Here is a 24749-nt window from a genome sequence, read left to right as displayed (position 1 = left end):
GCAACGCGCCTCAGAAGGACATGCCCAATAATTTGCGTTGATGCCGGGTGTCGATTTCCACCACCGCGCTGAGTCCCGCGCGCAGCGGGGGAGCGTCCCCGCCGGACTCAAGTCGAATCCGGACCGGCACTCGCTGAGGAACCTTGACCCAGTTTCCGGTGGCGTTTTGTGCGGGAATGATTGAGAACTCAGCGCCCGTTGCCGGGCTGATACTCTCCACGCTGCCATGCCAGCGACGGCCGGGGTAGGAATCGAGTTCCACGGTTGCGACCTGCCCGATGCGCAGATGGGTCAGTTCCTTTTCCGTCAGGTTGGCTTCCACCCACACCTGGTCATTGCAGACCAACGCCGTAATCATGTTCCCCGCGCGGATATACTGGCCCACCAGAGGCGCTTTGCTTAGGGTACCGTTCCGCGGCGCCCTCACATCCACCCGGCGCAGTTGCAGGCGAGCCTCCTCCAGATCCGCCAGCGCGGCCCGATAGGCGGGGTGTTTCTCCAGCGGGCGATCGGCATCCCCGCCCAGCGACGCCGCGATTCGTTGCAGATCCAGCCGAACCAGCTCCTGTTCCCGCCGGTGCACCTCCACCTGCTGGTTCAGAGTGTCCAGTGCCGACGCGGAAACAAAATCCCGCCCCTGCAAATCTCGTTGCCGTTCCAACTCGCGAATCGCGAAGGCAAGATTGCTCGCTGCCAGTCCGATGCGCGCGTCGGCTTCCCGGTAGCTGGATTGAAGCGCGGCCAGTTCGGTCCGGACCTGAGCCAGCTTTGCCCGCGCCTTCTCCACATTCACTGCAAATGGCTCGCTATCGATGCTGAACAACAGTTGCCCTGCTTCGACCGCCTGATTGGCGGACACATGCACCCGGCTGATCGTACCGCTGACCTCGGCGCTGATCGGTACAACGTCGGCCTTCACATAGGCGTTATCGGTTTCCACAAACCGGCCGCCATGCAAATAGATCCCGAGAGCACCTCCCAGCACTATTGCCGGTACCACCACCAGCAACAGAATCCGAGTTCCGCGTCCTGCTGTGGATGTGGAGTTCGGTTCGCTTTCTTCAGCCATGACGGGAGTGCTTATGACCCAGGTTGGCGTGGACCTTTTCAAGCAGGTCGACCAGTGAAACCATCTCCACTTCACTAAGAGATCCGAAGGCTGATTCGCGGATGTACCTCAGGACCTGCAGCATGTCCTGGAGGTAGGTTTCCGCCTTTGCGGTCTGGTATAGCTGGTAAGCGCGTCGATCGGTGGGGTGGGGGCGCCGTTCGGCAAGGCCGCAATCTTCGAGCTGATCGACCAGCCGCGCCAGAGTGATGGGTTGCACCTCCAGCCGCTCGGCCAACTCCACCTGGCGAATACCGGGATTGCGGGCAATGTAAATCAGCGCACGGGACTGGGCCAGAGTGAGCTCCCCGCCCACCATTCGCTTCTGGAAAATTCGGCGCAACATCCGGGTAATATCCATCATCAGGAAGCCGGGGCCGGTCTCTTTATACAGATCCACTGAAGTCCTCTAAGAATGCGGTGCACAAACAAGTAAGCTTTGCTTATTATCAGTTTAGCTTGTGTTTTCCACAAGGGTGCAGTTTTTGGCTGCCGCAACGGTGCGGCGCGGATATCGTGGCTTGCGGGGCGACAAAAAGTGGGGATTGATCGGGAAGGCCGTGCTGTCAGCCGGGGCAGATAAAACGGGCGTAAATCTCGTCAAGATGGTCCAGGACAGCACTGCGAAGGGCAATCGACGAGCCGCTGATCACCTGCCGGAGAGCCGCCGGTGTCAGTGATCGCTCGAACCGTGAGGCAACGGGCGCATAGCTGATGTGCCATGGCTCCCGGCCAACGCCACCGCGGTCCTCGGCGTAGGGCCGGTAAAACCCCGTGTCCGGTTCCAGGCCCAAGCGCTGATCCAGCCAGCAATGAAAGGCGTGGAAGGGTCCACCGGTTTCACACTCGGCAATGGTCAACTCCAGGCGCGGATGGGCTGCAGTAAGGCCAGCGCGGTCAAATATATCCAGGTCGGTTCCCCAGTGGTGGCGGGAGGCGCCCGGGAGGGCGGACCAGCGCAGAATGGCTTGCAGTTTGCCCCAGTCGTCCAACTGATGCAGGTCGATGGGGCGCCCCTCATCGTCCAGCACGGGCCGCAGACCCGCAACCTTGTCGTTCCAGATCCGGCACTGGCGGGAAAAATCCCGAAAACTGCTGGCCACCGCCAGCTCGAAGCCCTCGTCCCGAGCCTGCTCCCGCAGCAACCGGAGGGGCTCCACCACCTCGGGGTGAAGACGGCATCCGAGATCCGCGTCCTCCACCAGGTGGTGCTCGCATTGTCCGCTCCATACAACGGGGTCGACGGTGAACTCGGCCACAGACCGCTCCTTCCAAATCCGAGACAATAGACCACTGATCGGGCGGCGGATTCGCAGCGCCTTCGGCCCCGAGCAGTCACCAAAACGTTTGCAACCCGGCTCGCGCGATCATCGATGAGAATGCCGGGGTCCGGGCAAAAGACTAGCCCCTCGCGAGCGGAATTGCACCCTGAACGCCAGTGCACCACCGCACACAATCGCAACCGGGGGCTGAAACAGGAAAAACCGAATTGCATCAGTTAGACAAATATAATATAACTCGCAGCTATATATAAACCTGTTGAAATACGCCCTGCTCCGGGCTTCTTCAACAGGCTAATCAGGGCCCACAACAAAAACAGAGCCCGGGACTTCCCTGTCGGGGCCGCAGTGATGGCGGGCACCGCCAGTGGAATGGTTCTCATCAGGCTCCATTAAATCCGGGTGTGCGCAGCAGCGGCACGATTTACTGGAGGCTCCGGAAATTTTTGGGGAGTTGAAGCTGTGGCTGACTACGGCGATTTGCGTCAGTTGAAAAATCTCGGGGCTGCAACGGTTAACATTCTTCATGCGGTCGGGGTGACCACTTACGACGACTTGAAGGCACTGGGCTCCGTGGAGACTTACCTGCGTATCAAGAGGCGGGGGATCAGTGTGTCCAAAGTAATGCTCTACGCGCTCGAAGGCGCGCTTCTGGATGTGCATTGGAAAAGCCTGGACCCAGAGGTCAAGGCGCAACTGGTCGAGCAGGCCGAGCGTCAGCCCGAACAGCCGTGAACTCGGATTCAACTATTGAATTGTGCAGCACCGAGGCCATTCCCGAAGGCGGCAGCAAGGGCTTGAAATACTGCGGTCGCCAGTTGTTCGCTGTGAAGAAACGCGGCCGCATCTTCCTGTACCACAACCGCTGCCCGCACCGGGGGCTGCCCCTCAACTGGCTTCCGGACCGTTTTCTTGACCGGGATGCAGAATTGATCCTGTGCAGCAGCCACGGGGCGCTGTTCAAGATCGAGGACGGCCTTTGCGTGGCGGGCCCCTGTCCCGGTACAAGACTCGAGTCACTTCCCTGGATTGAACACAACGGCATGGTCTGTATAGCGAGCTCGACTTTCAGCAGCGAAACGGAACTTCCCGATCGAGCATGATGCTTCGGTCGGAAAACTTCGCACGATAGGCGATCACTTCCACCCCCCTGGCCAGCGCTTCCTGGACTCCTTCCGCATAGGCTGGGTCAACCTCCTGCGCGGCTTCCACCCATTCAATGCCTGAATGCTGAACGCAAAAAAACAAAACGGCCCGGTGCCCCTCTTCCGCCACGGCCATCAATTCGCGCAGATGCTTGCTGGCGCGAGCGCTGACCGCATCGGGAAACAACCCCCGCCCATCGGGAAAGCCAAAAGTCACATTCTTGACTTCCACATAGCAGCGCTGTCCGGGCCGGTTCGGGTGGTCCTCAAGCAGCAAGTCGATGCGACTGCTTTCGCTGCCGTATCGAACCTCTGAAGCCAGGCTGCGGTACCCCTCGAGTTGATGCACGAGACCGGCGCGGATTGCGTCCTGCACCAGGTGGTTGGCCCGATTGGTATTGATACCCGCCATATTTCCACATGGGGTGGTGGCAATCTCCCAGGTGTGCGGGTATTTGCGTTTTGTGTTGTGCGACTCTGAGATCCAGCAAGGACTGTTTGGAACCAGGCAATTGGTCATGGCTCCGGTATTGGGACAGTGCACGGTTATTTCGCGACCATCCTCCAAGCGGACATCCGCAAGAAAACGCTTGTAGCGCCGCAGAAACGTGGCGGGCCGGAATATCTGCTGCGTGGTGGTCGTCATAAAGCCGCTGTGTGGTTGGCGCTGAACAGTGGCTGCCACAGCGCCTGGAGTGATGTGATAAAACGGGGGGCGGGTTGCCCGACCGTGGCGGAACGGTGTCCAGACCATTTTACCCGCCGCCAGACGCGATTTTAAGCGCCGGGACGCTGGCTCGAAACGGCTCAAATATTGCTGGCGCCCCGATGCGAGTTCTGGTAGGTTGCACGGTTCGAAAATCGGAGCTCAACTCAGTGAACGAGGGTCGGCTCCGGGTTCCCTTTACGTGTTGAGAAAGAGGCCTTTCCGATGCCCAAATCTGCACCCAGTAAGATTGAAGCCTTCAGCATGCATGGTTTTACGCCCTACAAGGAAAAAAAGGGCGAGGAGTACATGAACGAAAACCAGCGCGAACATTTTCGGGGTCTTTTGCTTGCTTGGAAAAGAGAACTCATGGAAGAGGTGGATCGGACCATGAGCCATATGAAGGATGAGGCCTCTAACCCACCGGACCCCGCGGACCGCGCCAGCCAGGAAGAGGCTTTCAGTCTGGAACTGCGAACCCGTGACCGGGAACGTAAACTGATCAAGAAAATCGACAGTACTCTCGAGCTGATCGACAACGACGAATACGGCTTCTGTACAGCCTGTGGCGTTGAAATCGGAATCCGTCGACTCGAAGCACGCCCCACAGCCACTCTGTGCGTGGACTGCAAGACCCTCGATGAGATCAAAGAAAAGCAAATCAGCGGCTGAAGACCTGCCGCACCATCCCGGCGGGGCCCGCCAGCTAACGACCATCCGCGCGCCCCGCAAGCCTCCGCCCGGCAGAGCTCAATGACTGCCACACCCGACCACAGCTACATCGGCCGTTTCGCGCCATCCCCCACCGGCCCGCTCCACTTCGGTTCACTGGTGGCCGCCCTTGCCAGCTATCTGGACGCCCATGCGCACGGTGGCCGCTGGCTCGTGCGCATGGAGGACCTGGATCCGCCTCGTGAAATACCCGGTGCGGCCGATAGCATTCTCGCCAGCCTCCGAGCCCATGGTTTGCTGTGGGACGGAGACGTTCTCTATCAGAGCGCCCGCGGAGTCGCTTACCGGCAAGCCCTTGAACAGCTGGATGCGTCACACCTGGTCTATCCTTGTGTGTGCAGCCGCAAAGCGATTGCCGCGGCAGGCGGGATCTACCCCGGCACCTGCCGCGCGGCGCGAGCCGAAGGGCCGGCTCTCAAGCAATTAGCGAATCGGCGCGAACCCATGGCCGTGAGGCTCAGGACGAGTGAGCTGCCCGGTCCCCTGGCAGCTCTGGAGGCGCCGGTGACGTTCGACGACCTGATCTTCGGCACTAAACGGGTGGACCTGGGACAGGAGGTGGGAGACTTCGTGGTCCTGCGCAAGGACGGGTACTTCGCCTATCAGCTCGCTGTTGTCGTGGACGATATGGCCCAGGGGATCACCCACGTAATTCGGGGGGGCGATCTCCTGGCTTCCACGGCCCAACAGATCTTTCTGTTTCGCCTCCTTGGCGCACCGGCACCGGCCTATGGCCACATTCCCCTGGCGGTGGACGTAAACGGACAGAAACTGAGCAAACAACAGGGAGCACGCCCGCTGGACAACCGCGCAGCAGCGGACAATCTCCTGATGGCTCTTCGCTTCCTGGGCCAGCAAGTGGATGTCTCCCGCGGCGCGGGCTGCAGTGAGATACTTGCAGCCGCAACGGTCCATTGGGATCTGGACCGCGTTCCGCGCTGCGAGGGGCTTGCGGTCGATGATCGCAGCCAATCCGGCCATGGGCGATAGCGTCGCCGCTTGCGGACCTGGAAACCGCGCGTAGTATGTCTTTCCTCCACCACCGACCCTGTTAAACACACATGAAAACGCGTCCGCTGATCCTGCTCCTGCTGGTTCTTTATATTTTCTCGCCCACGTTGTTCAACTGGGTGATCAACCCGAATGGTGCCTGGTACCGGCCCTATATCATCTGGGTGATCGTGATCGTCATCGCGTATATTCTGCAGGAGCGGACCCGTCCCAATGATTTTTGATCTCGCCCAGATCGCGCTGATCTGTATCGCTTACATGCTGGTGCTTTTCGGGATCGCCTTTGTCACCGAGAAGGGCTGGATTCCCGATTCTGTGGTTCGCCACCCCATCACCTATATTCTCTCCCTCGGCGTGTTCGCCAGTGCGTTTTCCTTCTACGGGATCGTCGACCTGGCCTTTCAATACGGCTACGGCGCCCTGGCTTATTACCTGGGCACCGGCGCATTCTTCCTGTTCGCCCCAGTGGCCCTGAAACCACTGACGGAGATCGTCCGGCGTTATCAGATCGGATCGCTCGCCGACCTGCTGGTATTTCGTTATCACAGCCACGCTGTAGGCTCGCTCGTCACCCTGTGCATGATCTTCGCGGTAGTACCGCTCATGGCCCTGCAATTACAGGCGGTGGCGGACACTTTGAGCCTGATCACCGCCAACAGCGAATCCCAATGGGACCTGGGCGATGCAAGGTTCAGCAGCCGCGAAGCACTGGCTCTGACCTACTGTCTGATCCTGGCCGTGTTCACCATCCTGTTCGGCTCGAAAAGGGAACAGCGCTGGGGCCTGATTACCGCGCTCGCCCTGGAATCCCTGATCAAGGTTTGCGCCTTTACGGCCATCGGTTTATTTGCGCTGTTCGGCGTCTTCGGCGGATTCGAAGGCCTCGACCGCTGGCTGGCGGACAATCCCGAGAACACCCACCTGCTCCACTCGCCGGTGCGCGAAGGCGCATCGTCCACCCTGCTCCTGGTCTTTCTGGCGAGCGCTGTTGCCATGCCTCACATCTTTCACATGAGCGTGGTGGAGAACCGTGACCGCAACTCGCTGGCGATGGTGAGTTGGGCCTTTCCCCTGTTCCTGCTGTTCATGGCCCTGCCGATCTTCCCCGTGCTCTGGGCCGGCTTCGAACTGAATGTCACCTTCCCATCCCAGTACTTCACTCTGGGCGTCCCAATGGAAGGGGGTTCGCGGGCGCTGTCCATCGTGGCCTTCCTCGGCGGGCTGTCCGCCGCCACCGGGGCCCAGGTGGCAATCAGCCTCGCACTGGCTACCATGGTGTTGAACCACTGGCTGCTGCCCCTCTTTCGCCTCGACACCCGCAGGGATTTTTATTTACGGCTGCTCTGGCTCCGCCGGCTGGTGATCCTGGCAATCTTCGTGGGCGGCTTTCTGTTCTTTTTCCTGGTCCACAACCGTTACAGCCTCACCAGCCTGGCATTGCTGGCCTTCGTGGCCGGATTGCAGTTTCTGCCGGGGATCGTGGCCGTCGCCTACTGGCCGCGGGGGAACAGCCGCGGCTTCGTTGCCGGACTACTGGCAGGTATGTCCGTGTGGGCTCTGGGCTTGCTGGTGCCAACCATCAGCGGCATCGGGGAGTTCGCCCTACCGGGGACTGTTCAATCCATCCCGGTGGGATTCGATGAGTGGAACCTGGTGACACTCTGGTCCCTGGGGCTGAACGTGGCATTTTTCGCTGTGGCGTCCTGGCTCAGCAAAACAAGTTTCGAAGAACGTTACAGTGCGGAGTTGTGTGCTGCCGACGAGATCAGTCATCCCGTGCGGGCGACCCTCGATGCCCATTCCGCCGCCGACTTCAAAGACCGGCTCAGTGAAGGTCTGGGGCGCGAGATCGCGCACCAGGAGGTGAACCGGGCCCTGCGTGAGCTGGGTTTGAGCCGTAACGAGCGGCGGCCCTACGCCCTGCGCCGGTTGCGCAACCGCCTGGAAGCCAATTTGTCGGGATTGATGGGCGTGAGCGTGGCGGGCGAGGTGCTCGGAAAATATCTCCCCTACACGCTGCCAAGCGATAGTGGAACAGCCGACATTCAGCTCATTGAAGAAGGTTTTGCCCGGGATGAAGCTTCGTTTACCGGGCTGACAGCCCAGCTCAACAACCTGCGCCTTTACTATCGCAAGATCTTGCAGGAATTGCCGATGGCCATCTGCTCGCTCGGCCCCGACCGCGAGATTCTGATGTGGAACAACGCCATGGCGGAGCTCACCAATGTCAACAGCCAGGAGGTCAGCGGCTCCCATCTGGACAACCTGACAGAACCCTGGCGGACCTTGATCTCTGATTTCAGCACGCAGCAGGCGCCTCACAGCCACCGGCACGCAATGATGATCGGCGATGAAGCGCATTGGTTCAGCCTCCACAAGGCGACGATTCAGGGTCCCGTCGCCAACAGTGCCGATGGCCAGGTCATTCTGGTCGAGGATGTAACCGAGTTGCAGCAGCTCGAGAAAGAGCTGTTACACAGCGAGCGCCTCGCGTCGATCGGTCGTCTGGCAGCAGGTGTTGCCCACGAAATCGGCAATCCCATCACGGGTATCGCCTGTCTGGCTCAGGACATCCGTTACGAGGCGGAGGATCCGGAACTCCTCGAAGCGGCGGAGCAGATACTGTGTCAGACGGACCGGGTGGCGCGCATCGTCCAATCGCTGGTGAGTTTCAGCCACGCGGGCAGTCGCAACATCACCGAGCTGGCGCCCGTCGCCCTGCGGCAAAGCGTCGAGCAGGCAACTGAGCTATTGTCCCTGCAGCGGGACAAGACACCCGTCAATTTCGTGAATGCGGTACCGAACGAGCTTTTTATCCAGGGAGACGGCCAGCAGCTGGTTCAGGTCTTTCTCAACCTGTTGAGCAATGCGCGCGACGCCAGTTTCCCGGGGGGGCAAGTCCGCATCGACGGGGAACAGCGCGACGACGCCATTCTGGTCTCGGTGACGGACGAAGGAGAGGGAATCGATCCAAAAGAGGCTGACCGCATCCTGGAACCGTTCTTCACCACCAAACAGCCGGGCGAAGGCACCGGGCTCGGGCTCTCCATGGTCTACAGTATTGTTACCGAACACCACGGGAACATCGAAGTGACCAGCCCCCTGGAAAATGGTCGCGGATCGCGATTTACGCTTCGGTTCCGCCGCTCGCCCGGCCTGAGCGAGCGCTGAGTCCGACAGACGGCCAGGATTTCTGCATGAGGTCCCGACCCCAGTGCCTCATCAGAGCTTCCAGAGGCTCCTTTACATTCACTGGCTTTGCTTTGGCTGAAAAATACCCTAGCATAGCTTGTTACCTGAAGTGTTACCGAAGGGAACTGGTCGGGAAGGATTGCATGTTACTCTGACAGTTGTTGTAAGTTATGAATAAAGTTCTGATCGTTGAAGATGAAGCCGTTATTCGCACTGCCCTGCGCAAACTGCTGGAGCGCAACAAGTACGAGGTGGCGGTGGCGGCTACGGTCAAGGAGGCCACGAAGCATTCCCTGGATGATTTCGACCTCATCATCAGTGACTTGCGACTACCCGGCGCGCCAGGAACCGACCTGATCAAACTGGCGAGCGGAACCCCCGTTCTGATCATGACGAGCTATGCAAGCCTGCGCTCGGCAGTGGACTCCATGCGCATGGGGGCGGTGGACTACATCGCCAAACCCTTCGACCATGACAAAATGATCGCCGCGGTCCGGCAGGCTATCGGCACAACGGAAGAAAGTACCAGGAGCAGCAAGGCCTCCGCTCCGCCCGCGCGGCAGGAGACCAGTGGCATGATCGGCAACAGCCCGGTCATGAAGGACATTTACAGCCGCATTCACAAAGTCGCCCCCACCGCCGCCACAGTCCTGATTCACGGGGAAACAGGGACCGGCAAAGAGCTGGTCGCGCGGGCCATTCACAACGAAAGCCCGCGCAAGAATCAACCCATGATCTGCGTAAACTGCGCAGCGATTCCGGACACCCTCATCGAATCCGAACTGTTCGGCCATGAAAAAGGCGCCTTTACGGGTGCGGCCAGCATGCGCGAAGGTCTGGTGGCTGCAGCGGACGGAGGCACGCTGTTTCTGGACGAGATCGGAGAATTGCCCCTGGAGGCCCAGGCGCGCCTGCTGCGGGTCCTGCAGGAGGGGGAAGTCCGACCCATAGGCTCGGTAGAGTCCCGAAAGGTGGACGTGCGGCTCATCGCCGCTACCCACCGCAACCTGGGCAAGCTCGCTCAGGAGGGGCGTTTTCGCGAAGATTTGTACTACCGAATCAACGTCGTCCAACTATGCCTGCCGCCACTGCGGGAGCGCGGGGCGGATATTGTCGCTCTGGCCGAGTTCCTGCTGCGTCGCTACAGCGAACAGTTCAACAAGCCCGGTCTCAGACTTTCCGCCGGAGCGGTCCAGGCCATCAGTCGCTACCCCTGGCCCGGCAACGTCCGGGAGATGGAGAATGCCATTCAGCGAGCGGTGATTCTCTGCGAGGAGGGCGAGATCCACTATGAACTGCTGTCCCTGGATGGCGACTACATCCTTATGGACCAGGAGGATGAAGATAATGATGCCGCGCCCGAGGAGAGTGACCGGAAGGTGCGGCGCCATGGCCTGGACCCCGCCGAGGATCTGTCCCTGGAAGACTATTTCCAGCGTTTCGTGCTCGAACACCAGGATTCCATGAGCGAAACGGAACTGGCCCGGAAGCTTGGGGTCAGCCGGAAATGCCTTTGGGAGCGGCGCCAGCGTTTGGGCATTCCGCGCAAGAAGAGCGCTGCCAAGGCAGGTTGAGCCGCTCGCCCCGCCCGTCTGCCCTCTCTCGCTGCGCTCTCCCACGCCTCGCTCGAGCACGCCCTTCGCATTCGCGCTGTGAACTGTTACCCATCCATATTGTTCGTAACGCTTCTTGACACCTTCGGTAACGCAGGCCGCTGCCGCCCAGAATTTTCAAAGCCCCGCACGACACTCAACTCATTGAATTCATTGAACTTCTTCACATTGGCACAGGCCGTGCTTTAGTAAACTTTACAATAACAACAACAAACAATAAGAAGAACGCAAAAACAGACAATAACAACAACAAAATATAACAATAAGTGACTGATGATTATTTGGAGAGGGTTTGCCAATTCGCAAATTCATGCAGGGACGTCTGACTAATAACAACGGTAGATGTACGCTTAACGACGGGAAAGCTTCGGCTTTCCCGTTTTTGCTTTCCGTCCGCGTTTAGTTCCTGCCCAATCCCACTTCAACCATTGGCTGCCTTTGACCATCCCTGAATTCTCGTTCTCCCGCCTACGTGCTAGAATCGCCAGCTTTCTGACCGCCCGGAGGCGTATCCCCGGCGCTCGCGACAGTATCCGACGTACTATGCCCAAGCCGCCCAGTCCAGGGAAAGACCCCCATCAGCCCGTCGCCACAGCGGTGCGCCTGAAGGCCCGCAATTACGGGATTACACCTGATCAGATCAGCCCCAGTGCCGTCGAAATCGTGGAGCGCCTGGAACAGGCTGGCTTTCAAGCCTATCTGGTGGGCGGCTGCGTACGGGACCTGCTGGTAGGCGGACACCCCAAGGATTTCGACATAGCGACCAGCGCCACGCCCGAAGAGGTCCGCGCCCTGTTTCGCCGGGCCCACATCATCGGCCGTCGGTTTCGCATCGTCCATGTGCGGTCCGGGCGCGAAATCACCGAAGTCACCACCTTCCGGGCGCATCACGAGAATGGCAGCGGCGACGAGTCCGCCAGTTCCGAACACGGAATGCTGCTCCGGGACAATGTTTACGGCGACATCCAGTCGGACGCCCTGCGTCGCGACTTCACCATGAACGCGCTTTACTACTCACCGACCCAGGGTGAGATCATCGACTTCACCACGGGCATGGCGGACGTTGCCGCCAGACAGGTCAAGATGATCGGCGACCCGGTTACCCGCTATCAGGAAGATCCGGTGCGGATGCTGCGCGCGGTCAGGCTGGCCAGCAAACTGGGGTTCGAGATCGAAGACCAGACAGCGCAGGGGATTCTGGAACTGGGCCATTTGTTGGCCAACGTCCCCCCGGCACGCCTGTTTGATGAGGCTCTGAAACTCCTGATGAGTGGTCATGCGGAGGCCGTCTACCCGGAACTGCGGAGATTCGGGTTGTTCGAACGACTGTTTCCCGAGACCGGCGAAGTGCTCGCCCACGACAGTCAGGTCGATGAGCTGATCCGCCAGGCGGCCCACAACACGGACGAGCGCATCCGCAACGGGCGCCGGGTTACCCCGGCATTTCTGTTCGCCGTTATTCTCTGGCCCGCCGTTGTCACGCGCCAGCAGCAGTTGCATGGGGATGGTGTTCCACCGATGCCTGCCCTGCAGCAGGCAGCCCAATGGGTCATTTCTCGGCAGGTGCAGCGGGTGGCCATACCCAAGCGTTTTACCATTCCGATCCGCGAAATCTGGGAGATGCAGCCCCGTCTGCCGCGGCGCTCGGGCCAGCAGGCATTCCGCCTTCTGTCCCATCCCCGGTTCCGCGCCGCCTATGATTTCCTCCTGCTCCGGGAGCAGGCGGGGGAGGACCACCAGGGCCTTGGCCAATGGTGGACCACCTTCCAGGAAGTGGACGAACCCCAGCGCAATGCAATGGTGGCTGAGTTGCATGGTGGCGGGCGCAAGCGTCCGCGCAAACGCTCCCCCCGCAAACGAAAGCCCGATGGCAAGTGAAGCAAAGCGCACCCGACCAGGCGCTGCGTGCGTCTATATCGCCCTGGGCAGCAATCTTGGAGCCCCGCACCGGCAGATCGAGCGGGGCCTGCAGGCGCTGACACAGTTGCCCCTTACCCGCTTTCGCGCCCGCTCCCACTGGTACCGTAACCCTGCTCTAGGACCTGGATCACAGCCGGACTACATCAACGGTGTTGCGCTGCTGGAGACCCGGCTGGAGCCGGAGGAACTACTCACTCACCTGCAGCGGATCGAGGCCGACCAGGGCCGGGAACGCACCACCCGATGGGCCGCCAGAACCCTTGATCTGGACATTCTCCTCTACGGGGATCAGGTGATCGTCACCGACCGGCTGGAGATTCCTCACCCTCGCCTGGGCGAGCGCAATTTTGTACTCTACCCGCTCGCGGACATCAGTCCCGACCTGGTGCTGCCTAATGGTATTCCCCTTACCGAGCTATTGAATCGCTGTCCCGCGGACGGATTGAAAAGAGTCAGGAGTTAGCTTTGACCACCGCCCTCAATCTGAAAATCGACCATGACCCGGACGCCCTGCCCCGCTACATCGCCATCGAGGGGCCGATCGGGGTGGGCAAAACCTCGCTGGCCAAGAACCTGGCCAAGACCTTCGGCTATGAGACGCTTCTGGAGCGAACAGAAGACAATCCGTTTCTCGAGCGCTTCTATCAGGACCAGCGGACCCATGCTCTGCCGACCCAGTTGCATTTTCTGTTCGAACGGGCCAAGCAGCTTCAGGAGTTGCGTCAGGGCGACATGTTCGAACCAGTACGCATCGCGGACTTTCTGATCGAAAAGGACCAACTGTTCGCCCAGGTCACCCTCAATGATGACGAATTTCGCCTCTATCAGCAGGTCTACGACCAGTTGACCCTGGATACTGCGACGCCCGACATCGTCGTGTATTTGCAGGCACCGGTGGAAATTCTGGCGGAGCGCATTCGCGGGCGGGGCAATCCGGCCGAGCGCTACATTGATCACGCCTACCTCGAGGGGCTGAATGAAGCGTACACGCGCTTCTTCCATTACTACGACCGCTCTCCCCTGCTCATCGTCAACTCTGCGGATTTCGACCTGGTGGGTAATGAGCGCCACTACAAACAGTTTGTTGAATACCTGCTCAGCATCAAGAGCGGTCGACACTACTACAACCCTTCCATTCTTTAAGCGCAGACCACTCTGCCACAGGTGAAACCATGCCCTACGGAACGATCTCTGCAGAAACCGCGCTCGCGAAGACAGTGACCATCAACACCCTGCGCAAAATGAAAGCCTCCGGGGAAAAATTTGTCACCGTGGCGCTCTACGATGCCCCTATGGCCGCCATGGCCCAGCAAACCGGTGTGGAAGTGCTCCTGGTGGGCGACAGTCTCGGGATGACCGTGCTGGGCTACAAAAGCACCATCCCCGTGACGATGGATCAGATGATTTACCACGTGGAGGCGGTAGCCCGTGGCAACGACAAATCGCTGATCATGGGCGACCTGCCATTCATGGCCTACGGCACGCCCGAACAGGCTCTGGAAAATGCTGCCCGGGTCATGCGGGCCGGAGCCAACATGGTCAAGATTGAAGGCGGGGAATGGCTCGCCGAAACCGTAAAGATGCTGACCCAGCGCGGTGTTCCGGTCTGTGCTCACCTGGGGCTGACACCCCAGTCGGTCAACATTTTTGGCGGATTCAGGGCCCAGGGCAAAACGGAGCAGGAAGCCGAAATTATCCTGCGTGACGCACAGGCACTGGCTGACGCGGGAGCGGATTTGCTGGTCCTGGAGTGTGTCCCCGTCGAACTGGCACGCCGGATTACGAAGGCGGTGTCCATCCCGACCATCGGCATCGGCGCCGGGCCCCACACGGACGCTCAGGTTCTCGTCATCAATGATATTCTTGGACTCACTCCCCGTCCGCCCAAGTTCGCCAAAAACTTTCTGAAGGAGGCAGGGGACATTCCCAACGCCCTGCTCAAGTATGCCGACGACGTGAAAAAAGGCCTGTTCCCCGCCGAGGAGCACACGTTCGGCTAGCGCCTGGCCCAAACCGATTCTCGAACGGGTCAACGAACAGGGAAGCAACAACAATGATGAAACACGCCGAGAGTTGGAGCGTACGGTTCGACAACTGGCTGTGGAAGGCGGAGCATCAGGGTGATTCTCCGCTGTTGCGCATGGCATGGCGCTTTACGCGCATTATCTTTGCCGTGATCCGGGACTTCATCTACGGAGACATGGCATTGCACGCCATGGGGCTGGTTTACACCACCATTCTGTCGTTCATACCCTTTCTGGCTCTGGCGTTTTCGGTGCTCACCGCCCTGGGTGTTCACAATCAGCTCGAACCCCTGCTGGAGAATTTTCTGGAGCCGCTGGGGGAGCGAGCCCCGGTCATCACCGACAATGTGCTGCAGTTTGTGGACAATATCCGGGTCGGGGTCCTGGGCTTCGCGGGCATGGGCTTTCTGATTTATACCGTCATTTCCCTGACCCAGAAGATCGAAACGGCCTTCAACAGCATCTGGCGGGTCAGCCAACTGCGAAGCCTGGGCCAGCGCTTCAGCAACTATCTGAGCGTCATCATCATAGGCCCCGTGCTGATCGTGTCCGCGCTTGGTACCACCGGCACCATTGTCGGCTCCGATTTCGTGACCGAACTGCGCCAGGTGCAGCCCTTCGGCTGGCTGTTTTCCGCTTTGAGCCAGCTCACTCCCTTCTTCGTTATCATTGGCCTGTTCACCTTCCTCTACGTGTTTATCCCCAACACCCGGGTCCGAGTGAAGTACGCGTTTCTCGGCGGAGTGGTGGCCGGGGTGATCTGGCAGGCCACCAGCCTCGTTTTCGCGAACTTCGTTGCGGGGTCCACTCGCTACGAAGCCATCTACTCCAGCTTCGTGGTCGGCATCCTCTTTCTCTGGTGGCTCTACCTGGCCTGGTTGATTCTGCTGGTGGGCTCTTCCGTCGCCTTCTACGCCCAGCATGAACAACAGATCACCCGCAGCCGCCGGCTGCTCCCCAGCGCGAGCGTGGATGAACGCACGGGCCTGTCCATGATGTACCGGGTCGCCCGGGAGTTCGACACCGGTGGCGGTGCCACCTCCATCGCGGACATGGAATCAAACCTTTCCGTGGGGCCCGAGGTCATTGAACGCATGACCCGGAAACTCATCAAACGCAAGCTCCTGGTCAACACCTCTGACGGCGCCGGTCTCCTGCCCGCCCGCTCTCTCGACAAGATCACTCTCACCGAACTCATGCAGGCGGTGAGAGCGCCGGAAACGCCCATGCCCCCGTCCATCGCCAATGACAAGGCAGTCTGTGCAATGGCCGACCTGGTGGAAGACTCTTTCCAAGATCAGGTGGGCGGACAGACTGTCGCCGACTGGGTTCGGAACACCGATGAGGGGGCCGTGGGCGGTAGCGCCCGGTTGGTGCCTGACAGCGCCGCCGCGAGCCAATAGCCAAACATCCACAACAACAAGGAGCTCACATGAAACGTTCGGCGTTCCCGGTTTTATTCTTTTTTTCAGCGGTGCTCTCCGGCCCCGCCCTTGGGGCACCCGAGCTGCGCCCCGGATTGTGGGAGCACAGCTTCAAAATGGAAAGTACCAGCGGTGAACTGGAAGCGGCACTGGAACAGGCACGCAAGATGCTGGAATCTCTGCCACCAGAACAGCGGCGGATGATCGAATCGCAGATGGCGAATCAGGGTATCAGTTTTGACCTGGAGAACTACACCGCAAAAGCCTGCATCACTGCGGAACAGGCAGCGCGACGGGAGTTTCCTCAGCCCAGCGAAAACTGCCAGCAGACCCTTGAGCAGGACGGGGACGTCTACAAGGTTCAATTCCATTGCGAAGACAACCCCCCTACCAGTGGCAAAGGAGAGCTGCGGCTGGTCAGCGAGCGCGAATATCAGGGCGAAGTCACGCTCAACACCACCGTCAACGGCCAGGCGGAACAATTGGTCGCCAGTCAGCACGGCAGTTGGCTGGCCGACGACTGCGGCTCCGTCCGGCCGATTGGGGAGTAAGCGCGGCACAGAGCACTGCACAGGGGCCGGGGCATACGGCGGGCGGGAGTAAGGCATGGGTACAGCCATCGACCGCATCAGTTTCGAGGAAGAGGACTACCGCCGCTTCTCGGCCCGGCTTCGCGACAACCTCAATGCCCTGCGTAAACTTCTGGCCACCCCCGGCTTTGGTGACGGGCCCCCATCCTTTGGCGCCGAGCTCGAGCTCTACATTATCGACGAGTTGGGCCGACCCCTGCTGATCAATCAGGAAATACAGGCTGAGATGCGGGATGCCCAACTCACCCTGGAACTGAATCGCTACAACCTCGAATACAACTTCAAGCCGGTCCTCGCCCGGGACCACTGCTTCGCGCAGACCCAGAGTGAAGCGCTCGCCTCACTGGAAGCTTTACGCGCCTGCGCGCAAAAGTGGCACGGTGACACAGTCGCCATTGGGATCCTCCCGACCCTGCAGCAATCGGACACCGGCTATCACGCCATGACCAAAACGCCCCGCTACGAGGCTCTCACGCGGGAACTGCGCAAGATCCGCGGCGGGCCTTTCCACATTGATATCAAGGGCGAGGAGCCGATTCTCCTGGAAATGGAGGATGTGACCCTGGAGGGAGCCAACACCTCGTTCCAGGCCCATTGGCGCATTTCGGTGCGGGAGTTCGCCAACACCTACAACGCCCTGCAGCTGGTCACTCCCCTGGTGCTGGCCATTGCTGCGAACTCGCCAACCCTGTTCGGCCATCGCCTGTGGCAGGAAACCCGGATACCGCTGTTCAAACAATCCATTGACTGTCGTCCCGTCGATCCCCTGCATCCTCGCCCGGCACGGGTGAACTACGGGCACAGTTGGCTGCGCCACGGTGCGGTCGAGCTGTTTGCAGAGTGCGTCTATCTTTATCGGCCCGTTCTACCCGTGCTCGGTGAGGAGGACCCGCTTGATGTTTTGAAAGCCGGCGGCATTCCACAGCTGTCCGAATTGCGGCTACAGCAGGGGTCTGTATGGCTGTGGAATCGGCCAGTCTATGACCCCGCCGATCACGGCCATCTGCGCATCGAGATGCGGGCCTTGCCCGCCGGCCCCAGTGTCGTGGACATGCTGGCCAATGCTGCGTTACTGATCGGCCTCGGGAAACTGATGCAGAAAAAGATCAACCGGCTTCTGCCCGCCATCCCCTTCGAATACTGTATTCGCAACTTCTACCGGGCGGCGGAAAAGGGACTCGACGCTGAACTCATCTGGCCCGCGCCGGACCAGAATGAACCCCGCTACTTCAAGGTTGCGGACATTCTCCGGGAGCTGCTTCCCCGGGTGCCGGAAGCTCTGACCTCCGCCGGATTTCAGGAAGCTGATTTTTCTCCCCTGCTTCAGGTCATCCAGGAACGTCTGGACAGCAAGCAGACAGGGAGCCAGTGGCAACTGAAGAAACTGATCGAACTTGAGTCTGAAATGCCCCGGCCCAAGGCTCTCGCCGAAATGCTCAAACAGTACCAGCAGTTCAGCCGCGAGAATGTGCCGGTGGCGCGGTGGTCCTGACCGAGGTGGAGCCAGGAACGATCGGGAATGTCTATGAACAGTTTTGTAGAGCAGCGCTCCAACCACTATCCATTCCATTATTGGCATGCGGGCGCTCGGGAAATCGGCGAAACAGCTACGGAGTTCCTGCATGCTCTGACCGGACCGGCCCACGTTTACATTCCCGGCCGGGACCAGAGCCGCTGCAGGGCTGCCATTACTCTGCTGCACGGCAATGAGCCCTCGGGCTTCTTTGCAACTTTTCAACTGTTGCGAAAGCAAGTCCAGCCTGCTGTGGATCTGCACTGCCTGATTGCAAACGTAAGGGCCGCCCAGGCCGACCCTGTGTTTTTTCACCGCACCCTGCCCGGGGAGACGGATCTGAACCGGTGCTTCAAGCCACCGTTTACGTCCGCTCCGGAATCACGGCTGGCAAAAGGCATACTGGACACGCTGATGCAGTTCCAGCCCGAAGCCGTTCTGGATATCCATAACACATCGGGCAGCGGCCCCGCTTTCGGGGTCACCACCTTTATGGATCCGCGTCACGAGGCGCTTGTCTCCCTGTTCACGCCGCGCATCATGGTGACCGATCTGAAGCTGGGTGCCCTGATGGAAATCAGCGAAACCCACTTCCCTACCGTGACAGTGGAATGCGGCGGCGCCCAGGACCCGGAATCACCGCGTCTGGCGGAAGAGGGGCTCACCGGGTTTGCCTGCCGTGAGAATGTGCTTACGCCTCCCCCCGCTGACTTCGCCATGGATTTCTTCTATAACCCGATCCGCCTGGAACTGCGCGACAAGGCCAGCCTTACCTACGGGGACAAGCCAAGCGCCCGCCACGACCTCACTCTGCTCCCACAGATCGAAACCTACAACTTCGGAATTGTGGACCCGGGTACCGAACTGGGCTTTTCCCGGCGAGCTCTGCGCGAGGTTCTGATAGCTCCGGACAGCCGCGGACACGACCGGCTCGACCGTTATTTTTCGCTGATCGGGGGACGTCTGGTAACCCGGCGAGCGCTCAAGCTCTTCATGGTAACCACCAATGCGGAGATTGCACGAGATGACTGCCTGCTCTATCTTGTACCCGCGGAGCGCCACCGCGATGCCATCCAATTCTCTGGGTGATGCATTTGCGCCCCCCGCGGCCATTTTGTAATTCTTGAGGTAACCGTGAAGCACAAGACGATTTTTTTCGGAATGATCCTGATCCTCGCTGGCCTCGTGGCCGTGCAGTACTCCATCAAGCGGCAGTCCGGCGGAGCCTCCGAAGCCGATGTGGAGCTGGGAGGTCTGATCCAGGCCGCGGATGACCCGCAGATGCAGGCGGCCTACGACAAGGCGCGCAAGACCCTGGATTACTTCCTTGGAGTCGCCAACGACCCGCCGCCGGATACCCAGGGCTTTTCCGTGAAGGTCGGAGTACAGGACAACGATTTAACTGAATTTTTCTGGGTCTACCCGTTCGATCAGGAGGAAGAAGGATTCACCGGCCGCATCAATAGCGAACCGCAATTGGTGGACAATGTCTTCAAAGGCGAGATTGTTTCGTTCCAGCGGGGGCAGATCGTTGACTGGACCTTTGAAGACACGGCCACGGAGATCATGCACGGCAATTACACCGGCTGCGTCCTTCTGGAGCGCGAGGCACCCGAGAACGCCGCACAATTTCAGGAACTCTACGGGCTGAACTGCGACAAATAAGCCAGACCGTTGAGAAGCGACCGTTGCCGAAACCCGCCGGGCGGATCAGCGCATATGAACGCCGCGGCTTGACACTGGCTCCTCAGCAGCGGGCCCGACAGCGGAGGACAGGGATGAGATGCGAAGGCAGTTGCCACTGCGGAATGATTCGCTTTCATGTGGAAGGACATATTCATGAGGTGATTGAGTGCAGTTGCACTCATTGCCGGAAGAAGGGTTATCTGTTCTGGCTCCTTCCCCGCGATCGGGTGGTGCTCTCTACGTCGAAAAGCGACCTGGGCAGCTACACATTCGACAAGCATGTGATTCAGCATCATTTTTGTCCCCATTGCGGCTGCGCGCCGCTGGGCTTTGGCTACGTCGGCAGCGGAGATTCAATGGCCCTGATCAATGTACGCTGCCTGGATAACGTGGATCTGACCGCGCTGCCTGTTGTCCGCCGCGACGATCTCACGGCCTGACAGCTTGAAAAGCCTCTTCCAGCCGGTGCTTCGGCAACCCATCAACGCGCCCCGAACCAGTCCGCTGTGCCCCCTTCATAGTCATAGACCGAGGAGAACCCCTCCGCTTCCAGTTCCGTAGCAGCCTTCGTGGAGGCGTCGCATTCCGGACCGGCGCAGTAAACGACCACGGTGCGCTCCTTCCCGCTGTTTGCCGCCTCCACCTGCTGAGCGAAGGTGGGGTCTTTCAGGGGAATGTTGACGGATCCCGGAATGTGCTGGCGATCGAAATCATCCTTCCCAAGGACGTTGACGAGCAGAAAGCTGGATTCCGCGTCATTGACCAGTTCTTCCAGCTCGGTTCGGTTCATCGCATGCATCGAATGGCTCCCGCAGACCGGTTAACGAGTAGAGGCGAAAAGGGCGCTGCCCGGAATGGGGCTGCACAAAATGTTCCGGGCGACCGGTGCCTGCCTGCATGGCTCTGTTACACTGGCCAGAAACAAGTCGACGGAGGCCGCCGATGAATCCATGGGACACAGTGCTGCATGAATCAATTGAACTGCGTCGTGAGCTGCATCAACAACCCGAGCTCGGCTGGCACGAGGAACATAGCGCGGCTCTGATTCGCCGCCGACTCGACGATCTGCAGATTCCATGGCGCCAGTGCACAGCCACCGGAACGGTGGCCCGTCTGGCACCCCAGGCGCGAGGCAAACACATCGCATTGCGCGCCGACATCGACGCGCTGCCGGTCACCGAGGCGGCGGCCATTGCGTGGAAATCGCGCAATGAGGGCTGCATGCACGCCTGTGGACACGACGGCCACACAGCGACATTACTTGCCACTGCCGCCTGGCTGAAGCGCCAGGAATCGAAGCTTCCCGGGCCTGTGACCCTTCTGTTTCAACCTGCGGAGGAAGGAGGTCACGGCGCCCGCGAAATGATTCGCGAAGGCGCCCTTGAAGAGGTCCAGGAAATTTACGGCTGGCATAACTGGCCAGCCATTGCCAATGGCCAGGCGTTATGCCCCGATGGCCCCGTGATGGCCGGAAACGGCACCTTTGAAATCGTCGTGAGAGGCCAGGGCGGACACGCAAGCCAGCCGGAGGCCTGCCGTGACCCGGTGCTTGCCGCGGCGGCCATCGTATTGGCCCTGCAGCAAATCATCAGTCGACGGATTTCCGCGAAGGACTCCGCTGTACTCAGCGTAACGTCCCTGGACGGCAAAAGCGGGCTTACTGTCATCCCTGAATCAGTCACTCTCGGCGGCAGCATGCGCATCACTGAAACCGCCACGCGGGAGGCAATTGGGAACCTGATTACCCAGATTGCCGAAGATACGGCGCGCGCCTACGGAGTGACTGCGAAAACCCGATTGACTCCCCGCTACAACCCCACATGCAACCACTCTCCGCAAGCGGAACAACTGCGTGCGGCGGTTGCCACAGAGTACGGGGACGATTGGGAGTGCCAGCAGGTTCGTGCGCCGGTGATGGCCTCGGAGGACTTCAGCTACTATCTGGAACAGATTCCCGGCGCTTACGCGCTGATTGGCGCCCGGGAGGGCGACCGTTTCGGCGAGCCTCTTCACAGCCCCCACTATCAGTTCAATGACGGACTGATTTCTCAAGTAGTTCGCATTTTCTCCAGCCTGGTCGGCGCGGCCCCGCCACCCAGTTGAGGCTGTCAGCCGTCTGGCTGCAGCGGTGAATCAACGGCTGCGGGCGCGCTGAATGGGTCGGGGCCAGCAAATCTCCGGCCGTCTCCGTACGGGGCCGGCTCACTTACGTCGCCGCGGCGACCCACGCAACCAGGGGGTCGATCCATGAACACCGATGTCTTCGAGCAGTGGGAATCCAATATTCGCGGTTACTGCCGCGCCTTCCCCACGGTATTTGTTTCCGCATCCAACGCCCGCCAGATTGATGAAAGCGGTCGATCGTTCATCGACTTTTTTGCAGGTGCCGGTGTACTGAACTTCGGCCACAACAACGCGCGCATGAAAAAGGCCCTGATCAGCTTCCTGGAAGCCGACGGCGTTCCCCACAGCCTGGACATGTACACCAGTGCCAAGCGGGACTTTCTCGAGAAGTTTGTCGAGACCGTTCTCCTACCCCGCAACATGCGACACAAGATGCAGTTCATCGGCCCTACGGGTACAAACGCGGTGGAAGCGGCTCTCAAACTTGCGCGTCGGGTCACGGGTCGCACCGGCGTGGTCGCGTTTCACCACGGCTTTCACGGGATGACCCTCGGCTCGCTGGCCTGCACGGCCAACGGGTATTTTCGGGCCGCCTCGGGCGTTCCGCTGGAGCATGTGGATCACCAACCCTTCGGTTGCGAGCCCCACTGCCCTGGCTGTGAACTGGGTTGCGGAATGGAATCCATCGAGCGCATGCGCGCCCGGTTCGAGGACACCTCCAGCGGTACGGCGAAGCCTGCCGCGTTCATCGTTGAAGCGATTCAGGCGGAAGGCGGAGTCAAAGTGGCCGGCAAGAACTGGTTGCTCGCGCTCCAGGATCTGGCCCGGGATTTGGGAGCCTTGCTGATTGTGGACGACATTCAGGCAGGCTGCGGCCGGACCGGCTCCTATTTCAGCTTTGATGACATGGGTCTGGACCCCGACATCATCTGCCTGGCCAAGGGGATTGGTGGGTACGGCACCCCCCTGGCCATGAACCTGATCAAGCCCGAACACGACCAGCACTGGTCTCCCGGTGAGCACACGGGCACCTTTCGCGGTCAGGGGTTTTCCTTCGTCGCCGGTCGCGAAGCGCTCAGCTATTTCGACGATGAGAACTTCCTCGCAGCGGTGAAGGAGAAAGGTGCGCAAATGAACAACCATTTGCGCGATATTGCCCAAACGCACAGCGGTGAGAATTTCGCGGTGCGGGGCAAGGGCATGATGCAGGCCATTGACCTGAACAGCGGCGAACTCGCCAAAACTGTCGCGGCGCGCTGCTTCGAAAAAGGGCTGTTGATCGGGCCCTGTGGTACCGGCGGGCGGGTGATCAAACTGATGCCGCCGCTCACGATTCCCGCTGACGACCTGACCGAAGGATTGAACATCCTCGGCGCGGCCATTGACGATTGTGTGGAGGGCCAATGAAACGCCGGGACGATATGACTTTTCCCTTTGAGGAATACAAGAGCCGGATCGAGGCCCTGCGGCGGCGCATGCGCGCCCGCCTGCTGGACGCGGTGATTATTTCCGATCCGGAAAACATCATGTACCTCACCGATTACCAGACCACAGGCTACTCTTTTTTCCAGTGTCTGGTGGTGCCACTGGACGATGAGCCCTTCATGATTACCCGAGCCATGGAGGAATCGAATATCCACGCGCGCACCTGGGTGGAACGAACGCGCCCGTACCCGGACACAGGCGACGCGATCCAGATGCTGGTGGAGGCTCTGCGCGAGTTCGGTCTCGCGCGCAAGGATATCGGATACGAACGCAACAGCTACTTTTTCCCCGCCTATCATCAGGACAGCATTCACACCACCTTCACCGACGGTCGTCTTTTCGACTGTTTCGGAATCGTCGAACAAGGGCGCATTCGCAAATCTCCCGCAGAAATCGCCCTGATGTACAAGGCGGCTGCCGCGACCGAAGCCGGGATGAAGGCGGGATTCGAGGCCTGCGCAGCGGGTGTGACGGAGAATGAGATCGCAGCCGCCGTATGCAGTGGAATGTTCCGCGCGGGCGGTGAGGCGCCCGCCGTCATGCCCTACGTCACCTCGGGGCCGCGTACCATGATCGGCCACGCCACCTGGGAGGGGCGCATCGTGCAGCCGGGCGAGCACGTCTTTTTGGAAGTGGGCGGCTGTTACCGGCGCTATCACACAGCCATGATGCGAACGGTAATCCTCGGGGAGATGAGTGACAGCATGCATCACGCCCAGGAACGAATGAAACTGGCACTCAAACAAGTGAAGGAGATCATTCGACCGGGCCTGACCGTTTCCGACGCCGACAACCTGATTCGCAAGATCATCACCGAAAACGAAGTGGGCGCGCGCCTGCCGACACGCTCCGGCTACTCTATCGGCATTGCCTTCCCGCCAAGCTGGGACGAAGGCTACATCATCAGCCTGAAACAGGGCGATGCCACAATTATGGAAGAGGGGATGACCTTCCACATCATCCCCTGGATGTGGGGTGTGGACGGGGACAAGACCTGCGGAATTTCCGACACCCTGTACGTAACGGCGGACAGCTGCCAATCCTTCTTCTCACTGAACGAGGATTTCGTCGTCAAGCCAGATGAGGGGCACGGCAAGGTGCGCCCGACGCAACTTCCCTCGCCCGCCAGCCTGACCGAGCGCCGGGCGATTGCCAAAAACGAGACCAGCTCTTGAGCTCCCGTGAAACAGGAGGAA

25 protein-coding genes are annotated in these 24749 nt (G+C 60.0%); 20 read left to right on the top strand and 5 right to left on the bottom strand.

Annotated features, from left to right (window positions below):
• Nucleotides 1–10: 10 nt before the first annotated feature.
• The 3 genes from ACURWW_RS08975 to ACURWW_RS08965 all read right to left on the bottom strand — a co-directional run bounded on the left by ACURWW_RS08975 (nucleotide 11) and on the right by ACURWW_RS08965 (nucleotide 2367).
• Nucleotides 11–1069: an HlyD family secretion protein gene (locus ACURWW_RS08975; protein ID WP_445616474.1), complete on the bottom strand. Its 1059-nt coding sequence runs from the start codon at nucleotides 1067–1069 to the stop codon at nucleotides 11–13.
• Nucleotides 1062–1508, bottom strand: a complete 447-nt coding sequence (locus tag ACURWW_RS08970; protein WP_445616473.1) for a MarR family winged helix-turn-helix transcriptional regulator — start codon at nucleotides 1506–1508, stop codon at nucleotides 1062–1064. The genes ACURWW_RS08975 and ACURWW_RS08970 overlap by 8 nt, the downstream gene beginning before the upstream one ends.
• 166 nt (nucleotides 1509–1674) lie before the next feature.
• Nucleotides 1675–2367 carry a M15 family metallopeptidase gene (locus ACURWW_RS08965; RefSeq protein WP_445616472.1) on the bottom strand — a complete coding sequence of 231 codons (693 nt, stop codon included), beginning with the start codon at nucleotides 2365–2367 and terminating at the stop codon, nucleotides 1675–1677.
• A 483-nt stretch (nucleotides 2368–2850) separates the two neighbouring features.
• Between ACURWW_RS08965 and ACURWW_RS08960 the strand changes: the two genes are divergently transcribed.
• Nucleotides 2851–3123: a TfoX/Sxy family protein gene (locus ACURWW_RS08960; protein WP_445616471.1), complete on the top strand. Its 273-nt coding sequence runs from the start codon at nucleotides 2851–2853 to the stop codon at nucleotides 3121–3123.
• Nucleotides 3120–3491, top strand: coding sequence for a Rieske (2Fe-2S) protein (locus ACURWW_RS08955; protein WP_445616470.1), 372 nt, complete (start codon nucleotides 3120–3122; stop codon nucleotides 3489–3491). The genes ACURWW_RS08960 and ACURWW_RS08955 overlap by 4 nt, the downstream gene beginning before the upstream one ends.
• On the opposite strand, the gene sfsA is transcribed toward ACURWW_RS08955, so the two are convergent.
• Entirely contained in the window at nucleotides 3457–4179 is a 723-nt protein-coding gene (gene sfsA / locus ACURWW_RS08950; RefSeq protein WP_445616469.1) for a DNA/RNA nuclease SfsA, read from the bottom strand. The genes ACURWW_RS08955 and sfsA overlap by 35 nt on opposite strands.
• Nucleotides 4180–4503: 324 nt before the next feature.
• Here sfsA and dksA point away from each other — a divergent pair, with 324 nt between their 5' ends.
• The 15 genes from dksA (at nucleotide 4504) to ACURWW_RS08875 (ending at nucleotide 20384) form a co-directional block, all read left to right on the top strand.
• Complete coding sequence (gene dksA, locus ACURWW_RS08945; protein WP_445616523.1) at nucleotides 4504–4911, top strand: RNA polymerase-binding protein DksA; 408 nt, start codon at nucleotides 4504–4506, stop codon at nucleotides 4909–4911.
• Nucleotides 4912–4992: 81 nt separating this feature from the next.
• Nucleotides 4993–5961, top strand: coding sequence for a tRNA glutamyl-Q(34) synthetase GluQRS (gene gluQRS, locus ACURWW_RS08940; protein WP_445616468.1), 969 nt, complete (start codon nucleotides 4993–4995; stop codon nucleotides 5959–5961).
• 71 nt (nucleotides 5962–6032) lie between these two features.
• The gene (locus tag ACURWW_RS08935; RefSeq protein ID WP_445616467.1) at nucleotides 6033–6206 is read left to right on the top strand and encodes a hypothetical protein; all 174 of its coding nucleotides are present in this window, start codon (nucleotides 6033–6035) and stop codon (nucleotides 6204–6206) included.
• Nucleotides 6196–9153, top strand: a complete 2958-nt coding sequence (locus ACURWW_RS08930; protein WP_445616466.1) for an ATP-binding protein — start codon at nucleotides 6196–6198, stop codon at nucleotides 9151–9153. The genes ACURWW_RS08935 and ACURWW_RS08930 overlap by 11 nt, the downstream gene beginning before the upstream one ends.
• Before the next feature lie 191 nt (nucleotides 9154–9344).
• Nucleotides 9345–10748 (top strand): sigma-54-dependent transcriptional regulator, encoded by a 1404-nt coding sequence (locus ACURWW_RS08925; protein ID WP_445616465.1) that lies wholly within the window; start codon nucleotides 9345–9347, stop codon nucleotides 10746–10748.
• A gap of 582 nt (nucleotides 10749–11330) precedes the next feature.
• Nucleotides 11331–12665: a polynucleotide adenylyltransferase PcnB gene (pcnB, locus tag ACURWW_RS08920; RefSeq protein ID WP_445616464.1), complete on the top strand. Its 1335-nt coding sequence runs from the start codon at nucleotides 11331–11333 to the stop codon at nucleotides 12663–12665.
• Nucleotides 12655–13170, top strand: a complete 516-nt coding sequence (gene folK, locus ACURWW_RS08915; protein WP_445616463.1) for a 2-amino-4-hydroxy-6-hydroxymethyldihydropteridine diphosphokinase — start codon at nucleotides 12655–12657, stop codon at nucleotides 13168–13170. Before pcnB ends, folK begins: the two co-directional genes overlap by 11 nt.
• Before the next feature lie 2 nt (nucleotides 13171–13172).
• The gene (locus tag ACURWW_RS08910; RefSeq protein ID WP_445616462.1) at nucleotides 13173–13850 is read left to right on the top strand and encodes a deoxynucleoside kinase; all 678 of its coding nucleotides are present in this window, start codon (nucleotides 13173–13175) and stop codon (nucleotides 13848–13850) included.
• 29 nt (nucleotides 13851–13879) lie between these two features.
• Entirely contained in the window at nucleotides 13880–14707 is an 828-nt protein-coding gene (gene panB, locus ACURWW_RS08905) for a 3-methyl-2-oxobutanoate hydroxymethyltransferase (protein ID WP_445616461.1), read from the top strand.
• Nucleotides 14708–14760: 53 nt separating this feature from the next.
• Nucleotides 14761–16134, top strand: a complete 1374-nt coding sequence (locus tag ACURWW_RS08900) for a YihY/virulence factor BrkB family protein (protein ID WP_445616460.1) — start codon at nucleotides 14761–14763, stop codon at nucleotides 16132–16134.
• Nucleotides 16135–16163: 29 nt separating this feature from the next.
• Nucleotides 16164–16706, top strand: coding sequence for a DUF3617 domain-containing protein (locus ACURWW_RS08895; RefSeq protein WP_445616459.1), 543 nt, complete (start codon nucleotides 16164–16166; stop codon nucleotides 16704–16706).
• A gap of 55 nt (nucleotides 16707–16761) precedes the next feature.
• Entirely contained in the window at nucleotides 16762–18237 is a 1476-nt protein-coding gene (locus tag ACURWW_RS08890; protein ID WP_445616458.1) for a glutamate--cysteine ligase, read from the top strand.
• 33 nt (nucleotides 18238–18270) lie between these two features.
• A complete protein-coding gene (locus tag ACURWW_RS08885; RefSeq protein WP_445616457.1) occupies nucleotides 18271–19347 on the top strand; it encodes a succinylglutamate desuccinylase in 1077 nt (358 codons plus the stop codon).
• A 45-nt stretch (nucleotides 19348–19392) separates the two neighbouring features.
• Complete coding sequence (locus tag ACURWW_RS08880; protein ID WP_445616456.1) at nucleotides 19393–19923, top strand: YegJ family protein; 531 nt, start codon at nucleotides 19393–19395, stop codon at nucleotides 19921–19923.
• Nucleotides 19924–20036: 113 nt separating this feature from the next.
• On the top strand, nucleotides 20037–20384 hold the full coding sequence (locus ACURWW_RS08875) for a GFA family protein (RefSeq protein ID WP_445616455.1): 348 nt from the start codon (nucleotides 20037–20039) through the stop codon (nucleotides 20382–20384).
• Between the two features lie 41 nt (nucleotides 20385–20425).
• Here the strand turns inward: ACURWW_RS08875 and ACURWW_RS08870 are convergent, their stop codons facing one another.
• On the bottom strand, nucleotides 20426–20743 hold the full coding sequence (locus ACURWW_RS08870) for a rhodanese-like domain-containing protein (protein WP_445616454.1): 318 nt from the start codon (nucleotides 20741–20743) through the stop codon (nucleotides 20426–20428).
• 143 nt (nucleotides 20744–20886) lie between these two features.
• Between ACURWW_RS08870 and doeB2 the strand changes: the two genes are divergently transcribed.
• The 3 genes from doeB2 to doeA all read left to right on the top strand — a co-directional run bounded on the left by doeB2 (nucleotide 20887) and on the right by doeA (nucleotide 24728).
• The gene (gene doeB2, locus ACURWW_RS08865; RefSeq protein WP_445616453.1) at nucleotides 20887–22047 is read left to right on the top strand and encodes a N(2)-acetyl-L-2,4-diaminobutanoate deacetylase DoeB2; all 1161 of its coding nucleotides are present in this window, start codon (nucleotides 20887–20889) and stop codon (nucleotides 22045–22047) included.
• Nucleotides 22048–22191: 144 nt separating this feature from the next.
• Entirely contained in the window at nucleotides 22192–23475 is a 1284-nt protein-coding gene (locus ACURWW_RS08860; RefSeq protein WP_445616452.1) for an aspartate aminotransferase family protein, read from the top strand.
• Nucleotides 23472–24728: an ectoine hydrolase gene (doeA, locus tag ACURWW_RS08855; RefSeq protein ID WP_445616451.1), complete on the top strand. Its 1257-nt coding sequence runs from the start codon at nucleotides 23472–23474 to the stop codon at nucleotides 24726–24728. Before ACURWW_RS08860 ends, doeA begins: the two co-directional genes overlap by 4 nt.
• Nucleotides 24729–24749: the final 21 nt, after the last annotated feature.

The sequence above is a fragment of the Gilvimarinus sp. F26214L genome (genome assembly GCF_054401055.1).
The sequence above is the reverse complement of the archived record's forward strand: the minus strand, read 5'-3'. Positions and strand labels throughout refer to the sequence as shown.

Bases quoted from the DNA above. Each gene is read 5' to 3' on its own strand.
- ACURWW_RS08975 (WP_445616474.1), bottom strand. From the start codon at position 1,069: ATGGCTGAAGAAAGCGAACCGAACTCCACATCCACAGCAGGACGCGGA.
- sfsA (WP_445616469.1), bottom strand. From the start codon at position 4,179: ATGACGACCACCACGCAGCAGATATTCCGGCCCGCCACGTTTCTGCGG.
- dksA (WP_445616523.1), top strand. From the start codon at position 4,504: ATGCATGGTTTTACGCCCTACAAGGAAAAAAAGGGCGAGGAGTACATG.
- gluQRS (WP_445616468.1), top strand. From the start codon at position 4,993: ATGACTGCCACACCCGACCACAGCTACATCGGCCGTTTCGCGCCATCC.
- ACURWW_RS08935 (WP_445616467.1), top strand. From the start codon at position 6,033: ATGAAAACGCGTCCGCTGATCCTGCTCCTGCTGGTTCTTTATATTTTC.
- ACURWW_RS08930 (WP_445616466.1), top strand. From the start codon at position 6,196: ATGATTTTTGATCTCGCCCAGATCGCGCTGATCTGTATCGCTTACATG.
- ACURWW_RS08925 (WP_445616465.1), top strand. From the start codon at position 9,345: ATGAATAAAGTTCTGATCGTTGAAGATGAAGCCGTTATTCGCACTGCC.
- pcnB (WP_445616464.1), top strand. From the start codon at position 11,331: ATGCCCAAGCCGCCCAGTCCAGGGAAAGACCCCCATCAGCCCGTCGCC.
- folK (WP_445616463.1), top strand. From the start codon at position 12,655: ATGGCAAGTGAAGCAAAGCGCACCCGACCAGGCGCTGCGTGCGTCTAT.
- panB (WP_445616461.1), top strand. From the start codon at position 13,880: ATGCCCTACGGAACGATCTCTGCAGAAACCGCGCTCGCGAAGACAGTG.
- ACURWW_RS08900 (WP_445616460.1), top strand. From the start codon at position 14,761: ATGATGAAACACGCCGAGAGTTGGAGCGTACGGTTCGACAACTGGCTG.
- ACURWW_RS08895 (WP_445616459.1), top strand. From the start codon at position 16,164: ATGAAACGTTCGGCGTTCCCGGTTTTATTCTTTTTTTCAGCGGTGCTC.
- ACURWW_RS08890 (WP_445616458.1), top strand. From the start codon at position 16,762: ATGGGTACAGCCATCGACCGCATCAGTTTCGAGGAAGAGGACTACCGC.
- ACURWW_RS08885 (WP_445616457.1), top strand. From the start codon at position 18,271: ATGAACAGTTTTGTAGAGCAGCGCTCCAACCACTATCCATTCCATTAT.
- ACURWW_RS08875 (WP_445616455.1), top strand. From the start codon at position 20,037: ATGAGATGCGAAGGCAGTTGCCACTGCGGAATGATTCGCTTTCATGTG.
- ACURWW_RS08870 (WP_445616454.1), bottom strand. From the start codon at position 20,743: ATGCATGCGATGAACCGAACCGAGCTGGAAGAACTGGTCAATGACGCG.
- doeB2 (WP_445616453.1), top strand. From the start codon at position 20,887: ATGAATCCATGGGACACAGTGCTGCATGAATCAATTGAACTGCGTCGT.
- ACURWW_RS08860 (WP_445616452.1), top strand. From the start codon at position 22,192: ATGAACACCGATGTCTTCGAGCAGTGGGAATCCAATATTCGCGGTTAC.
- doeA (WP_445616451.1), top strand. From the start codon at position 23,472: ATGAAACGCCGGGACGATATGACTTTTCCCTTTGAGGAATACAAGAGC.